Annotated in this window: 14 protein-coding genes; 5 read left to right on the forward strand and 9 right to left on the reverse strand. The window is 42.0% G+C overall.

From position 1 onward, the window contains the following. Positions 1-3: 3 nt before the first annotated feature. Entirely contained in the window at positions 4-516 is a 513-nt protein-coding gene (locus L2748_RS16795) for an RNA polymerase sigma factor (protein ID WP_220781525.1), read from the reverse strand. A gap of 189 nt (positions 517-705) precedes the next feature. Continuing rightward, complete coding sequence (gene gltS, locus L2748_RS16800; protein ID WP_220781513.1) at positions 706-1935, reverse strand: sodium/glutamate symporter; 1230 nt, start codon at positions 1933-1935, stop codon at positions 706-708. A gap of 661 nt (positions 1936-2596) precedes the next feature. On the opposite strand from gltS, the gene L2748_RS16805 reads away from it, so the two are divergent. Continuing rightward, the gene (locus L2748_RS16805) at positions 2597-4765 is read left to right on the forward strand and encodes a beta strand repeat-containing protein (protein ID WP_220781514.1); all 2169 of its coding nucleotides are present in this window, start codon (positions 2597-2599) and stop codon (positions 4763-4765) included. A gap of 73 nt (positions 4766-4838) precedes the next feature. On the opposite strand, the gene L2748_RS16810 is transcribed toward L2748_RS16805, so the two are convergent. The 4 genes from L2748_RS16810 to gad all read right to left on the reverse strand — a co-directional run bounded on the left by L2748_RS16810 (position 4839) and on the right by gad (position 10378). Next, positions 4839-5753, reverse strand: a complete 915-nt coding sequence (locus L2748_RS16810) for a pseudouridine-5'-phosphate glycosidase (RefSeq protein WP_012156171.1) — start codon at positions 5751-5753, stop codon at positions 4839-4841. Beyond that, the gene (locus tag L2748_RS16815) at positions 5747-6838 is read right to left on the reverse strand and encodes a PfkB family carbohydrate kinase (RefSeq protein WP_220781515.1); all 1092 of its coding nucleotides are present in this window, start codon (positions 6836-6838) and stop codon (positions 5747-5749) included. The genes L2748_RS16810 and L2748_RS16815 overlap by 7 nt, the downstream gene beginning before the upstream one ends. A 345-nt stretch (positions 6839-7183) precedes the next feature. Beyond that, positions 7184-8923: an aspartate:alanine exchanger family transporter gene (locus L2748_RS16820; protein ID WP_220781516.1), complete on the reverse strand. Its 1740-nt coding sequence runs from the start codon at positions 8921-8923 to the stop codon at positions 7184-7186. A 60-nt stretch (positions 8924-8983) separates the two neighbouring features. Beyond that, entirely contained in the window at positions 8984-10378 is a 1395-nt protein-coding gene (gene gad, locus L2748_RS16825; RefSeq protein ID WP_220781517.1) for a glutamate decarboxylase, read from the reverse strand. Between the two features lie 382 nt (positions 10379-10760). Between gad and L2748_RS16830 the strand changes: the two genes are divergently transcribed. Next, positions 10761-11051, forward strand: coding sequence for a putative quinol monooxygenase (locus L2748_RS16830; protein ID WP_220781518.1), 291 nt, complete (start codon positions 10761-10763; stop codon positions 11049-11051). 102 nt (positions 11052-11153) lie between these two features. Here the strand turns inward: L2748_RS16830 and L2748_RS16835 are convergent, their stop codons facing one another. Next, positions 11154-11360 (reverse strand): AbrB/MazE/SpoVT family DNA-binding domain-containing protein, encoded by a 207-nt coding sequence (locus tag L2748_RS16835; protein ID WP_220781519.1) that lies wholly within the window; start codon positions 11358-11360, stop codon positions 11154-11156. 433 nt (positions 11361-11793) lie between these two features. Further along, positions 11794-12246: a YaiI/YqxD family protein gene (locus tag L2748_RS16840; RefSeq protein WP_220781520.1), complete on the reverse strand. Its 453-nt coding sequence runs from the start codon at positions 12244-12246 to the stop codon at positions 11794-11796. 187 nt (positions 12247-12433) lie between these two features. Between L2748_RS16840 and L2748_RS16845 the strand changes: the two genes are divergently transcribed. From L2748_RS16845 to L2748_RS16855, 3 genes are all read left to right on the forward strand, one after another. Further along, positions 12434-13111, forward strand: a complete 678-nt coding sequence (locus tag L2748_RS16845) for a DUF2461 domain-containing protein (protein WP_220781521.1) — start codon at positions 12434-12436, stop codon at positions 13109-13111. Between the two features lie 223 nt (positions 13112-13334). After that, positions 13335-14684: an RsmB/NOP family class I SAM-dependent RNA methyltransferase gene (locus L2748_RS16850; protein ID WP_220781522.1), complete on the forward strand. Its 1350-nt coding sequence runs from the start codon at positions 13335-13337 to the stop codon at positions 14682-14684. Positions 14685-14924: 240 nt separating this feature from the next. Next, a complete protein-coding gene (locus tag L2748_RS16855) occupies positions 14925-15104 on the forward strand; it encodes a hypothetical protein (protein ID WP_220781523.1) in 180 nt (59 codons plus the stop codon). Between the two features lie 61 nt (positions 15105-15165). On the opposite strand, the gene L2748_RS16860 is transcribed toward L2748_RS16855, so the two are convergent. Next, positions 15166-16821 carry a sensor domain-containing diguanylate cyclase gene (locus L2748_RS16860; protein WP_220781524.1) on the reverse strand — a complete coding sequence of 552 codons (1656 nt, stop codon included), beginning with the start codon at positions 16819-16821 and terminating at the stop codon, positions 15166-15168. Positions 16822-16859: the final 38 nt, after the last annotated feature.

The following is a 16859-nucleotide window of genomic DNA, read 5'->3' on the forward strand; positions in this document are numbered from 1 at the left end:
CTCTTATGTTTGTAACGCTTGCTTTAAGCGCGCCCTCGCACGAAATAATCTCGACTTTACTGTGCCCGTTGGGATTTCAAGCACTGCAGCCACCTCATTAAGCTCCAACTGCGCTAAGTAAAATAGACAAATAACTTGCCCCTCAATATCCGGCAGCGCAGCAATCGCCTTAGCTAAATCATATTGCTCAAGCTGATCCTCACTATAAAGTGGCTCAGTATCCTCCATCGAACGATAGCGATTTTGCAGCTTAAGCATATACAGCACTTGCCAGCGCACTAGTTTAAATACCCAAGTATTTATCGCTGCGGGATCTCGCAGCTTACTTATCGTCTTTGATAACTTCAGCAAAGCACTTTGTACCGCATCTTCTGCAAGATAAATGTCGCCACAGAGTTTGATCGAAAAACTAATAGCACTCGGGTAAAAGTGTTGGCACAGTTCAGAAAATGCTTTGCTATCGCCTGATTGCGCCTCTAATACCCATAGCTCAACTTGTGCTTGTTGTATGCTAATAAGGCTCTCCCAAGGTTGTTTTTAATAAAGACGATACTACAGCTGAAAAGGTTCACACTATTTTCTGTTCAGGCGCCTTTTCTTTAACTGTTTTCCATGAAGTATGTGAAAAATAAAAAGGGAGCCTTTGCTCCCTTCTACTCACCACTATTGCCTGTTAAGCCTAAAAGTCAGTACTAAAAAGAGAAGTTAAAAATAGACAAATAAGTTAATGATCATTGCATTGATAATATCGATAAAGAAACCACAGACTAGCGGCACGATGATAAAGGCCCTATGGGCTGCACCGTACTGCTGAGTCACCGCAGTCATATTCACAATAGCCGTTGCGGTAGAGCCTAAAGTGACACCACCAAAACCTGAGCAAATGACGGCAGCCTCGTAGTCTTTGCCCATCATTCTAAATACCACAAAGATGGTAAACACTATCGATAACAAGACCTGTACTGCCATCACCACCGAGATATAAAGCAGGCTACCTTCTAGCTCCCATACTTTAAGACTCATTAGTGCCATGGTCAGGAACATCCCCAAACAGATATCTTGAATAAGCGATAAACCTTGTGAGGCATCATCTAAATAGGCTCTGTCTTTAATCTCACGACGATTGAGGATCATTCTGCCAATATTACCGATAATAATACCGGCCAATAAGCAGGCGACAAACATAGGTAATTTAACCCCAGCTTCTTGCAAGGCTAAATCAATAAAGTAGCCAATAATTAAGGTGACGTTTAACCAAAGCCAAGCTCGCAATACGCCAAAGTAGTCGACCTTAATATGTGATGAGCCCGCCTGATGGCTAGTACCAATATCCAGTTCTGAGTCATGATTAGCTTGCACTTTATGGCGCTTCATCAAATATGCGGCAATAGGACCACCAATCACACAGGCTGAAATAAGCCCCAATGTATTAGAGGCTATCCCTAACTCACTGGCATTAACAATGCCAAGCTCTTCGACAAAAGTTGGCGTCCAGGCCATAGCTGTGCCGACACCACCAATCAATGCGATAGAACCTGACATCAAGCCAGCCTTGGGGTCTAAACCAAATAAGGACGCGATGGTCACACCGGTAAAATTTTGCAAGAAAATGAACACACTAGCTAGGACAATCAAAATAAGTAGTGGCTTACCGCCTTTTAACAAGGTAGCAAAATCGGCCTTTAAACCAATACCAGCAAAGAAATAAAGTAACAGGACGTCGCGCACTTCAAGATTGAACTCAATTTGAATATCAAAAGCGTAGTAAAGAATACCGACAATTGCAGCACAGGCAAAACCACCGACAACAGGCTCTGGAATACTGTACTTTCTCAGTAGTTCATATCGAGAAATAATACTTTTACCAATAAATAGCGCGATAATCGCTAAAGTAAAAGAAACGAAATCTTTAATTTCAATTAAATGTGGTTCCATAACATTTTACTCTTCCCTAAATATAAATGGTTAAAACAAGCAGCTTAAAGTGGAAACACCTTCATCGATTACAGTCCGAATATATTGCAGTGAACATAATCAATAAAGCCCTATAAGCCAACAATATAACCACACTATCATAAAGATAGAGTAAATATCATTTCAATGAACTTTCGAAAAACTCAATTGGGCTTAGAAGTTTCAGAAATCTATAGCAGTACAAGGTATCAGACAGAGTAAACCATTATCCTGACAAAGATTAAATAGCGACACATGTAAAAAACAACAACAAAACAGACATAAGTAAATAATAAATAACAAGTAAATAGCCATTCCTCAAAAAAACGCTCGATACAAAAGGGCTAGCTAAGTAAATTTAATTAGTAGCTAAGAATCCAGCCTTTAATACCATTGCTGGACGATACATAAATTATCTCCCGCCATAATCTTCCGCATTCAGTACGCACTGAAGATGAATAAAATAAGCCTGTATCTGAGATTGCTGTTGCGCTCTCATCGCTAGGTTATGACATATTTTCAAATAACTAAAAGTATCCAATTAAATTTAAACAGCAGTATTTAAAGCGGGTGCTAGTTAAAACTTAAATTAGAAATTAAGACAAACCTACACGTTAAACTTAATGTATAAAGGATAATACACATGAGAAAGTTACTTCCTATTGCTGCCGCTGTCGCTATTGCTCTAAATCCAGCGCTAGCCTTAGCCAACGATGCCGAAATTAATCAAGATGGTAATTCAAATACAGCACAAACAACCCAATCTGGTTCAGCTCAAAACGCAAAAACGACACAAGTTGGCAATAGTAATGGCGCCGCAGTTACCCAAACTGGTGATACTCAAACTGCTGAAGTGAATCAAAATGGTAACGGTAATACAGTAACTGCTACTCAAGACGGGGTGGGTCACAACGCAACCGTTAATCAAACTGGCGGAACAAACCAAGCAACAACATCTCAAGTTGATGCTGGCCACAAAGCAACGATTAACCAAAATGACAACGCTAACATCGCTAATGCTACTCAGTCTGGTACAGGGCAAGTAACAACAATCAATCAAGCAGGTTTTGCCAATACTGCAAGTGTCACCCAGTCTGATGCCAGTCAAACAGCAACAGTTACCCAAGCCGGAAATAACAACACAACCACTGCGACTCAATCAGGTGCAAATCAAACTGCAACTGTTGACCAAATTGGTTACGGAGCAGACTCTACTGTTACTCTAGTGCAGACAGGTCTAGGGCCTAATTCAGCGGCAATCACGCAAGATCATACTTACCGAACTAATGCTGAAGTGAGCCAAGACGGTGAGAGTAATACATCAACGGTTAACCAATTACATGTCAATGATAGTAGCGCTATCGTTAGTCAAACTGGCGACCTAAACACTGCAGACATTCGTCAGAACGGTTATGGCATTCATAATCCAGCTGGGGCAACAATTACTCAAATTGGCTCTAGTAACAACGCTTCTACGAACCAAGACACTTCTACCGACGCACTCACCACAGTAGCTCAAACAGGTGAAGGTAACTTTGCAGATGTAGATCAAACCAATGGTTCTGTAAACTCAAACATTTATGTTGAACAAACAACTGATAATGCGTCAGTAACGGCTTCGCAAAATAATTCACGTGACTCACTAATTGATACTTTACAAAATAATGGCTCTGACTCGTCTATTGAAGCAAGTCAATCAAACGGTTCATTCAATAGTATTACTGCTGAACAAACTGATAATACAGATCGCTCTACCGCTCTAATCAGCCAAGATGGCAGCAATAACAGCATGACTGTTTACCAAGAGCACGCTAAAGATTCAAACATCGATGTGACCCAAGCTGGTAACGGCAACACAGGCTCTGTAAACCAAGAACATGTAAATGATAGCACCGCGTTTATCTCAGCAACGGGTGACAGCAACACGACTGTGATCCGTCAATATGGGTTTGGCTGGCATGAACCTGCCTCTGCATCAATTACCTCTGCAGGTAACTTAAACGATGTCAATATCAACCAAGACACATCTTATATGGCTGAAGCGACAGTGACTCAAGATGGCAACAGCAATGTTGTTGATATTGACCAAGTGAATGAGTCAGATAACTCTAAAGTGACTGTAAAGCAGATCGCCCTAAGTGAAGCTGGCAATGTTAAAGCACTGCAAGATGCGGCTGTAGACTCTGTAATATACGTTGAACAGTCAGCTGTTAATGGTTCGATTACAGATATTGAGCAGAAAAACGGTTCTTCACTTTCTGCTTCAGTAAACCAAACAAACTCTACTGATGACAACACAACAATTAGCCAAGAGAATGGCTCGTTACTTTCTGCGTCAGTAACCCAAACAGGCTCTACTGGAAGCTACACAACAATAAACCAAAAAAATGGTTCTTCACTTACCGCCTCTGTTACTCAAACTGGGACAACGGGTGGTTCAGCTACAGTTAATCAAGAAGGTATTGATTTAAATGCGACTGTAGCTCAACAAGGTGAAGCGAACGTTGCAGACGTAATGCAAACTAACACGCTGAACATGGCTAATGTACAACAATTTGGTGAGTTTGGTGCTGCAGATATTGACCAAACAGGCTTTGATAACGATGCTTTCGTCAATCAACTTGGCGGTGCATATAACGAAGCAACAGTGCTACAAGTTGGTGATGAAAACACTGCAACAATTAACCAAGATGGATTTGGTACTGCAGTAGCACTTAACTCAGCTTCTATCAGTCAATTCGGTACAGCTGATAATGCAACCATCACCCAAACTGGTGGTTACGGTAACATGGCGACTATCGTACAAAACTAATTTAGTTTTACTACGAGTCAAATAAAAAGGGGAGCTATTCAGCTCCCCTTTTAAATTCAGACAAAAATCGCTTTTATTTTGCGTATTCAACCGCAATGTTAGCAGCCAATTTAGCGTTATTGAACACAAGCTCAATGTTTGCCGCTAAGCTAACGCCTTTAGTGGTTTCAGCCACTTTAGCCAATAAGAATGGCGTAGAAGCCTTACCGAAAATGCCTTTGCTGTCCATTTCTGCAACTGCGTCAGCAATCACTTGATCGATCATCGCACGATCTAACTGGTGCGCTTCAGGAATAGGGTTAGCAACTACGATGCCGCCTTTAAGATCCATATCCCACTTAGCTTTCATTGCTGCAGCAATTTGCGCTGGCGTATCAAGTTGATAATCAACACCAAACTCGCTCTCACGGGTGTAGAATGCTGGTAGTGTGCTAGTTTGGTAACCAATAACGGGTACACCTTGAGTTTCTAGGTACTCTAGCGTTAAGCCGATATCTAGAATTGACTTAGCACCTGCACAAACAACTGTTACATCAGTATTGGCTAGCTCTTGTAAGTCCGCTGAAATATCAAAAGTTTGTTGAGCACCGCGGTGAACACCACCAATACCGCCCGTTGCAAACACTTTAATACCCGCCATTTGCGCTAAAATCATGGTTGATGCAACAGTCGTTGCGCCATCAACACCTTTAGCAACAATAAATGGAATATCACGGCGGCTAGTCTTAATAACATCAAGACCAGCTTTACCTAAATATTCAATCTCTTCGTGAGTCATACCCACTTTTAAGCGACCTTTTAAGATTGCGATTGTTGCTGGTACTGCACCGTTGTCACGAATAATTTGTTCTACTTTAAGCGCCGTTTCTACGTTTTGCGGATATGGCATACCGTGAGAAATAATGGTCGATTCCAATGCAACGACTGGCTTACCTGCTGCTAATGCTGCTGCAACTTCAGGATTAATATCTAGGTACTGCTCTAACATAACGACTCCTTGATAACACGCTTAACGGTGATTTCTGACATATTAGGGTTGATTGTGGCTAAGTGAGACAAGGCAACAACCGCGGCTCCCATAGCAAATTTATTTGATTGTTCGGTATTCCATTCTTGGATCCAGCCATGAGCTAAGCCCGCAAGATAAGCATCGCCTGCGCCATTTGCATTTACCATCGCAACTGGAATAGCGGGTACTAATGCCTGAGATCCATCATCACTGTAAAACACACCATCACTTCCCAAGCTCAAGAAAATGCGCTTAACACCTTGCTTATGGAACCAGTTAGCAAGCTCAGGCAGTTCGTCATAATGACTGATACTGATCCCTGATAATTGCTCAGCTTCTTTTAAGTTTGGCTTTAGAGTGTGAATTGAACTTAGGAATGGTGCGATTTTTTTCGCTTTAGCACATGACACTGTGTCGACAAAAATAGGTCTGTCTGAGAAGTTACTTAAAATATATTCTAGTGATTCAGCAGAAAGGTTAGCATCGACGACTATCAGATCTGCTCGTCTTAATACTTCTTCATGGCTTCTAAGTACTGCAACGCTGAGTCTATCTAGAATGGCCATATCATTAATAGCAACATGCATATCGCTATCGCCATCAAGCACAGACAAGTAGGTAGAGGTTGCAAACTCATCAAGGTGGATACAGGCTTTCATATCAATGCCAGCTTGTTGGCACTGGCTCATGATCATTTGTCCATAGGTGTCTTTACCTAATGCACTAATTAGATGGGTGTTAGAACCAAGGCGCGCTAAGTTCTCGGCGATATTACGGCCAACACCACCTGGAGAGCAGCTAACACTACCAGGGTTTGAGTCACCAACCTGTAGGGTATTAAGGGGACGGCCAAGAATATCCATATTGGCACCACCGATCACGATGGCATAGCGAGATTCGGCTAGGATATAACCTTTACCTTTAATCACGCCTTTATGGGTCAAATTCATTATATGTCCAGCCACAGCTGAACGACTAATGCCTAGCTGATCTGCAATACTTTGCTGAGGGATCAGTGGGTCTTGTTTAAGTAGTGATAGTATCTCGAGTTCGCGTTCTGTCATTATTATTATCCAGTCGACACGGCCAAACAAACATTTGTTTGGATACCAAACTTTAGTTTAAACTTGACGCAAGAGTATGCTTATTAGATTAAATATTCAAGAGAAACTGATTAAAAAGAGAGAATTTGTGAGCAAGACTAGAATTTAATTGCGCTCATCATTCAAATAAAAAGCACTGATAAAGCAGAAAATCACCACGACTGAATAGTAGTGAACGAAAGAGATTGTCAGTAAAATATTCTAGCGGTAATACAGGGGAAAGCGGATACCCATACCATATTGGCCATGGGTATCCATCAATCATGACTATTGAGAACTACTCGATATTAGTCATGATTGTTTAAGTTAAATCACCATAGTTAAGTAACCCAGTACCAGCACGATCATCGACGTCAGTGCATAAGGGACAGGGTAGCCGACCGCTGGCATGTCACTTTGACAAACATCTTGCGCACCTTTCATTGCTGGAGTGCTATTACGCCCGCCAGCACATGCACCCGCCAATATAGCCGGATTCATCTTGCGGAAATACAAGCCATATATCCAAGCTAACAAAGGAGGAACAAGTGCAGCCGTTAACCCTAGCGCCGCTATTTTTATCACTACAATGCCTTGGAATGAAGCTAAGATTTTAGGCCCCACAGTGGCTGCAAGTACTGCAACAAAGAGACTTAAACCAATGTCTTGTAGAAAGCTTCTTGCCCCCTCACTCATGGGGCCACCAAAGGTTGGGTTACGCGTTCTTAAGAAAGAGAAAATAATACCGGTTAGCATACAGCCTGCCGACGTACCTAATGCAAAAGGAATACCGCCTAAAGTGACACTAAAGTGGCCGCATATATAACCAATCAATAGTGACAGTGCCAGATAGAATGTTTCGGTTAATGTGCTTTCCACAATCGGTGTGCTATTTAACTTTTTAGCCACTTGTTGCACGCACCAGTCAGATCCTGCAACGCGCAGCACATCGCCTACTTCGACTACGGCTTGCCCGGTCACAGGTAACTGATGCCCTTGACGAAATAAGGCTTTAATGTAAACACCAAAACCCACTTTTTCACTGATTTCATTAATACTTTTACCGCTGAAATCCGATTTACCAAGATGGATATCAGCCACTTCAATATCGACATTTCGCGCCCTAGGCTCATCCACTTCTTCGCCAACAAAAGCCGCATCGTCAATCAAAACATGATAATCGCCCCGCATACCAATCACATCCCCCAACTGCAGTTTAGGGTTGTCAGCCGCATCAAAAACATCATCACCGCGCACGACTTTTAAGATAGCGGTATGAGGAAAACGCTGAAATAGTGATTCAATGCTCTGACCTACTAGCTCTTGATGCTCGACTTTGTAAGCCCTAATGTCTAAAGGCAATACACCAATATTTGAAAAACCATTAGTACTTGGAAGTGCTTCAATGTCATCACCCACGCCAAACTCTGCCTCAGCGTCTTTACCCGCTTTAACCGGGTCAATGCCAAACATTGCAGGTAAATACTTAATTAATAAAATAATAAATACACTAGATAAAATGTAACTAATGGCATAGCCCGCGGCAATATTTGCGCTAACTTGATCTAGGGTCATGCCTGCAGGTGCTTTAAATGCGCCTGAGGATATTGCCGATTGTGCAACGCCCATTACCGCTGTTACCGTGTAGCTTCCCGATATAATTCCAGCAGCATAGCCCGGTGCTAAGTCGAGTAATTTCGCACCAAAATACACGATAAGAAAATTACTAAATACAACAATTAAACCAATAACGACAAAATCCAACCCGCCTCTTGCCAGGCCAGAGAAAAACTGCGGACCGACTTTCATGCCAATTGCATACATAAACATCATCAGGAAAATATCAGATACCAACCCAGGCTCTTCAATCTTAAGACCATAAACAGAGAAAGCGGTTAACGCGATAGCCACACCAGCCACTAGCGTTCCAGCGGTGGAGCCTAAAGATATTCCTTTGATTGATACCTTTCCAAGCGGGTAACCAATCGCAATGGCTAAAAACAAAAATACAAAGGGGTTATGAGCAATGTAACCAAATACAAAACCAAAAAATTCAGAAATATTCATCATCATGTCTCAAACTAAGTTGATAAAAAAAGGCCACCTATAAAGATGGCCTTTTACCCATTAACCGTGATTAAAACCTGAAGACTCTTTTGAATCACTACCATGTGAAACCGGATGTTCAGCGAAAAAGTCGACACAGTGCTTTAAGTCGGCAACCAATAAATCAGCTTGGTCACGACTAAAGCCGTGGCGTACCAAAATACGCATTATCACTAAATCCTCCCTTTTAGGTGGCATTGCATAAGCTGCAATTTGCCAGCCTCGTGAGCGGATGCGATCAGAGAGGTCAAATAAGTTAAACCCAGGATCAACGCCCTCTTTCAATGACCAGCTCATAGCGGGGATCCCACCATGTCCATCATAAATAATGTCGAACATGCCCAGCTTTTCTATCTCACTTGAAAGGTACTGCGCTGTGTCATAGCAGGCTTGATGGATCTTTCTGTAGCCCTCTTTACCTAAGCGTAAAAAGTTGTAGTACTGTGCAACAATTTGGCCACCTGGACGAGAAAAGTTCAGTGCAAATGTTGGCATATTGCCGCCTAAATAATTCACATTGAAAATCAAATCTTCATCTAACGCAGCAGCATCTCGCCAAATAACCCAACCCACACCCAGAGGGCTTAAACCAAATTTATGCCCAGATGCGTTAATGGATTTCACTCGCGGCAATGAAAAGTCCCATTCCAGTTCTGGTTGGCAAAATGGCGCTAAAAAACCACCACTAGCGGCATCAACATGGATAGGGATATCCAGACCAGTGTCTTGCTCAAGTTTATCAAGTGCTTCATGTACCGCTTTTACAGGCTCGTATTGACAGGTAAATGTCACCCCTAAAGTGGGTACCACACCAATGGTGTTTTCATCACAGCGCTTAATGACTTCTTCAGCATTCATTATTAAGCGATCCCCTTCCATCGGGATCTCGCGTAACTCAATATCCCAGTATCGAGCAAACTTATGCCAACATACCTGTACTGGACCACAGACCATGTTAGGTTTATCCGTCGGTTTTCCCAGTGCTTTCATCTTCTTGCGCCAAGCCCATTTCAGCGCCATGCCGCCAAGCATAGCCGCCTCGCTTGAGCCTGTGGTAGAGCAACCTAAGGTATTTTCAGCATCAGGAGAGTTCCATAGATCTGCAAGCATATGCACACAACGGGCTTCAAGCTCTGCAGTCTGGGGATACTCATCCTTGTCAATCATGTTCTTGTCGATACATTCGTCCATTAATTTATGGACTTCTTCTTCAACCCAAGTTTGACAAAAAGTAGCAAGGTTTTGGCGTGAATTGCCGTCCATCATGAGCTCGTCATGGACAATTTGGTAAGCATGGCGCGGATTATTTTCTTGCTCAGGCATTTTATATTTGGGCATAGATAGCGCTAAATCTGTCGATGAGTAAATATCATCTAGCAGGTCGTCTCGCACAGAATCTTTCGCATGAAGAGGCATTATATTTTACTCCAATGAAATAAATAGAATTTCCTACTCGCTGGTGATAAACAGCTGACACATTCAACATATAACTTTGTTTTAGGTGCGACAAGACAAAAAGCAAAATAACAAGAATAAAAAACCAATAGGTAAACATTGTAAAGATGTAAATATTAACAACAAGATACCCAGCAGTTATTAAAACTAGCACAAGAGAAGGGGAGCTAGCATATAACGCGCCACAATCGTTATAAGCTGCCAGTGAGCACCAAGCACTTTCAAATTCCCTTGCCCTCTCGATTAACAGTTTTATTTTGATAATCAATCAAGCAAAAGCCAGTTTATTATGAATAAGGCACAACTTAATATAGCTGCATCGACACAATCTAGGAGCTCAAACATGGCTAAATTAACAATTGTCGCGAACATCATTGCTAACGAAGACAGTGTGGAACAAGTGAAAGCAGAACTGATCAAGCTAATTGACATTACTCGTACAGAAGCGGGATGTATCCAGTATGATTTACACCAAGATAATGAAAATCCTGCACATTTTGTCTTTTTTGAAAATTGGTCCTCTAGAGAACTCTGGCAAGACCATATGCGGGCACAGCATTTAGCTGACTATCAAGCAGCGACGAAAGGCGCGGTGGCTAGTTTTACTGTGAATGAAATGACTCGAATAGGCTAATTAAGCAGAAAAATATTAACAGGGTGCGTATACCAAAGTAGCTAAGCAGCAGTAGCTAATTTGTAATAGCTAAGTTTTAGCAGCTAAGCCAATGTCGCTTGGTTACGCATCTTCTTCATGCATAAAATCTTCAATCATTGTCATCTGCTCAGCAAGCTTATCTTCAATTGTGACTAAACGATAACTGCCGTGGGGCATTTTTTCTAGGCTGATGCGGTCACCAGCCTGCACGTGTAATTGTTCTACAATTTCACTTGGTAACCTTAACCCTAAACCTTCGCCAATCGCTTCAACTTTGATCTCAGCCATAGTCATACTCCACTTATGCGCTAACACATTGTCTTACTATTATAGCTGAATCTCGATATCGGCAAGACCAAACCGAATCGCAATCAGTAGAATTAAATGACCGCTGACAAGCTAAAAATACGTTCAAAAGGTGTAATGGGTTGCAATTTGCTTCCAAAAAACGCTTATTCTTACAGCGTTGTAACTGCCGAGTCATGTGCAGGGTTTTCATTGGAAATAGCGCGAGAAAAAAGGAACAGGATTGTATATGTTTCAAATCTTAAAAGCAGCATTTTACTCAGCTTTCGTCACCACAACGAGCCCCGTAAGATAGACTTGTTGATGAGCGCACCAAGATGGGTAAACAGCGATAAGTTAGCCGTTACCCTGTTATCGCAAAATAGCAACACGTGCATAGCGTTATAACCTATGCACATACAGGGACGTTGACGACTTAAGGCTTATGGTGCTTGGTAATATACCTGTCTAACTGATTGCCAAAGGCTTGCTTCTCACTTGCACCGATGGCTGCTGGTCCACCTGTTTGGACGCCGCTTGCGCGCATGGTATCCATAAAGTCGCGCATGTTCAGAATCGATTTAATATTTTGCTCAGTATACAACTCGCCACGTGGGTTTAATGCTACGCCACCTTTATCTATCACCTCTGAAGCCAGTGGAATGTCCGCTGTAATCACTAAGTCACCTGCGGTTAGCAGCTTGACGATTTCATCGTCAGCAACATCAAAACCTGAAGATACAGTTTTTAAGTTAATAAACGGTGATGGCGGAATACGCATCCAGTGGTTAGCCACTAGCGTCACTTCAACTTTAGCTCTATCGGCAACACGAAATAAGATCTCTTTAATCACACCAGGACAGGCATCTGCGTCAACCCAAACTTTCATTATTACTCCAACTATGGCAAGTGCGTACTTAAATACCAATTGGTATTATTTTAGGTGACGCAATCAAATCTTAAATATCGCCCTATTTTAACAGCTTTGCCGACGCAATGAGTAGCAAGATAAGCGTTGATTAAGATAAGATTTAGTGACATTGATTATTCCTCCTCAAATTTAGGTCGTTATGTCTATGAGCCCCTTTACTCGCCAAAGTTTTAATTTTTTAAATGAGCTGTCAGTCAATAACGAGCGAGAGTGGTTTAAAGCCAATCAAGCCCGCTATGAAGACAATGTACGCACTCCTGCTCTGAAATTTATCGAGGCTATGCAACCACACATTACTGCGCTATCGCCTCGATTAACGGCCGTGCCTAAAAAAGTCGGTGGCAGTATGATGCGCCCGCAACGCGACAGTCGCTTTAGTAAAGATAAAATGCCTTATAAAACTAACGTAGGTATTCAGTTTCGGCACTTTCAAGGTAAGGATGTTCATGCACCAGGTTTATATTTGCATATAGCTAACGATGGTTGCTTTCTGGGTGCCGGAATTTGGCATCCTGAATCTAAGGCGTTAAATGCCATCCGTACTTGTATTGATGAAAACCCTAATAGCTATAAAAAAGCACTACGCGAATTAACCGCGCAAGGGTTTGAAATGCAAGGGAGTCAACTTATTCGTCCACCTAAGGGCTATGATAAAGCCCACCCAATGCTTGATGAGTTAAAACGAAAGGACTTTATTGCCATAAAACCACTGACGATTGAGCAAGTTTACAGCGCTGACTTTGTCGAGTTATGCGCACAGGAGTTTGCCGCTTGCCAGCAACTTATGCGCTATCTCTGCTTCGCATTAGATCTCGATTATTAATCAACACTAAAATCATTCAATACGATAGACGTAATACAGCGGCAAAAAACAAGCGATTTTGTGGCACTGTATTACGTTAGCCTATTGCTCTTAAGTAAGCTAAAGCCCAAAACTTGTCTTTGGTTAAAGAATCATAAGCGCCTCTGCACCAAAGCATAAAAACTGCTACAATTGCGCCAGTTTTTATTTCCAGCCTTAAATCGGCTGCTTCAGGCACATTGTAATGGTAGAACCTTCAACATCTCCCCAAGACGCTTTTCAAGCTCAATCTCCAGCGCAAAAACGCGCATTAAGCTATAGCAATACCGTATACCAGCTTTTTTCGAGCGTGATGAGCGAAAAGCTACCAGCTGATCGCATTGTTGGAGAATACTTTAGAACCAATAAAAAACATGGCTCTAAAGACAGACGCGTGATTAGAGAGAGCCTATTTGCCCTCTTTCGTTGGTGGGGCTGGCTTAAGCAAATCCACACAAGTGGTCAGCAAGATGAAACTTGGTTTGCCTGTTTGGCGATTGTGGCGGAATTAGAAAGCCATAAATGGACCCAATTTAGTGGATCATGGCGCGAATTTGCCAATCAATCCGAACAATTTAACTTAAGCGCTGCAGAGCAAGCACTCACTTCGGTGACAGACAAATGCCACTACCTGCAGCAACAGCTTAAGCAAACTGATTTAACTGAAACTCAGCTATTACCAGACTGGTTTTGGCAAGTTACCCAAGTCGAGCAATCACAGCAACTCGCGATTGTTGAAGCCATGTGTTCACGTCCCCCTATTTGGGCGCGCGCGCAAACTCTGAGCCAACAACAGCTGATCAATTCACTGTTAAAAGATGATGTGGAAGCAACTGTTAGCGAATTTTTTGATGATGCAGTAAGCCTTGGCTTTAAAAGTATTAACTTAAATGCGATTGGTGCTTACCAGCGTGGTGAGTTAGAGATCCAAGATTTGGGCTCACAGGTGATTGGTCAAATATGTGCGCCAACTGCCGATGAAAAATGGTGGGATACCTGCAGTGGCGCGGGCGGTAAAACCTTACAATTACGCTCGCTTATGCTTAGACAAGAGGCTACAGCAAGTGGCAGCATTACTTCATCAGATATTCGTCGTAAGCCCCTTGAAGAGCTTGTAAAACGTGCTAAACGCGCGGGCTTTAGCGGTATTAGCGTCGCACCTTGGAGATCAGATGCCTTACCTGTTGAAGCTGAAAGCTTTGATGGTGTGCTCGTTGATGCCCCATGTAGCTGCACAGGCACTTGGCGACGCAACCCAGATATGCGCTGGCTAGATGATAAAGATGTGGTTATTGATAAACATGAATTGCAACTCGATATCTTAACTCGCAGTGCAAAAGCGGTTAAATTACAAGGCCAATTAGTCTATGCAACCTGTTCATTATCGCCAATCGAGAATGAACAAGTGGTTAACGCTTTTTTAGCGGTTAACCCAGAGTTTGAACTGCAAGTTTTAACTCACCCATTTACAGGTGCGCAAGTCGATATGCTAACTATCTGGCCACAAAATGCGAATAGTGACGGTATGTTCGTTGCTAAGATGATTAAACGCTAGTTAACTCACTTCTTATCTGTATAACACAAAAAACGCCATCAACCTGATGGCGTTTTTGCTTCAAATTATTGTCATTTTGCTGTCACTTTCTGTTCCTACACTTCTACACAAAGCGTTTATCGTTTTATTCAGAGTTTTAGCCACTCGCTTAACAAGCGGCAAGCTAACCCGTGCGATTTAACTCTAACCGAAATAAAACGATTCAGACTTAATAGGCACTAACAAGATTGGAACGAAAGCATGAGAAACCGTGATGACTTAACTCAGGATGATAGCTGGCATGAAAACCAAACCTTTGACTCAAATGCCTCAAGCAAAGATAAACGCTTGAAGCAGCGCCGCAGATTACAGCGAAATCACCATAAGCGTGTGGCGACCGAGCTTCCAATGAACCAGTATGTCAATGACTATCTAGATTGAACAGCCTGACAAAACATTTATCAGGGGCTAGATAATCTCTACCCCCTGAGTACATTGTTGGCTACATGCTTGGAATATAGTTTTTTGTGTATAGCTCTTTACGCTTGTCACTTTTATTGCTGTATAACTGATGCTCAGCTTGCCTTAACCACTGCCGAGGATCAAAAGTATCGCCTTTTAAACTGTATCCAGAGTGAATACTAACGTCAGTATAATTTTCACTGAGATAAACCGACTGTAGCCAATTGATTTTCTCCTGCATATGCTGAAGTTTAGAAGCTTCGAATACCAATGCAAAACTGCTGTCTGATAAACGATAGCTACCCACAAGCCCATTCGTTGACCCCGCATTTTCTTCACTCATGTCAATTGCTGTGGCAATACCACAAATCAACTTATCAACTTCGTTATGGCCCAGCTTTTTAATTAATTGCACAAGCCCTTCAACATTTATAACCATCAAACAAAGTGGTATCGCTGCAGAGGCCTCTGACGATGGGGTACTTACCATAACTTCATCAAATGCAAATCGATTAAGTAACCCTGTGAGTTTATCTGTTCGAGCGTTTTTTCTAGCCTTTTCTAGCCTTTCAATATGACGCTCTTTTTCCTCTGAAAGCAGCCGTATTTTATAGGCTAGTGCAAATGACAATAATAACGCATCAACTGTACCACCAACCAAAGTTGCCAGCTCTGCATTATCAAAAAAATCAGGGGTTAACCCCATATTGCCCGGTAATATCAAAACTGCCGGTAACAACAGGCAAGTAAAAGCAAGTAAGAAATATCGTGCTGGATGAAATCCCTTTAACAAGCAAACATTACCGCACACCATAGCCAATGCAATCCATAACATAATTAACACAGAGGCGATAATAGCGGTATAAGAAAGTAGAAAGATACTGGTAGGCAAAGCAATAATACATAACCACATTAAGCCTAAACTTAAGCGCCAGAGTTTAGGTGACTGTTCTGGAAGCTGCAGAAAGTGCTTATAAAATAGAATATTAAATATCGGTAAACTGATAAAAAACAAATGATGAACCTGCAAACCATGCAAATCAAATAGATGAGCAGGCAAATGAAATGTCAGTGCCCAACCGATGAAATAACATGAAACATAGCAACCGTAGTAAAGAAATGCTTTATCGCCTATCGAGGCGTAAATCAACCAATTATAAAGAGCAATAAACAACAATCCACCCAAACACAAGATAATAAATAATGCATAAACATCGGTCCCTCGCTTATGCTCATCAAATGTTTGTACTTGTATCTTGGGTTGAGACGAGAAGTAACGACTTTCCACTCGAGCAACTAACCAATAATCAACGCCCGCAGTCATTTTCACGCTTCTGCCATAATCAAACAAAAACTCATAAGGCGCATAATAGCCACTATGAGAAAACTGGACACTGCCATCATCACCGAAAACCCAATAATCAACCGACTCAATCAGTGAATTCTTTACATTAACCACCCACTGCTCGTTATAGCTGTTAATGACAACGGCAGACACCATCCAGTAACTCCCTCCTGAGAGAGAAACCCCTGCCAAATCTTGCTTGTTTTGCATCCAAGTGAAAAGTTGTTGGTAATTTTTAGGAACGTCTTCGTCTGAATGTGCAGCGTATATAATTGTTTCATCTACTAAGGCATCGTGTTTGTAGTGGCATAGTGAATTTGGACACCAAGATGTAAGGGGTATAATCCCCATCTAAACACAAGGTGAACAAATGACCCGTAAATCAAAAC

The organism is Shewanella sairae, from assembly GCF_023283535.1.
GTDB classification, from domain to species: Bacteria; Pseudomonadota; Gammaproteobacteria; order Enterobacterales; family Shewanellaceae; genus Shewanella; species Shewanella sairae.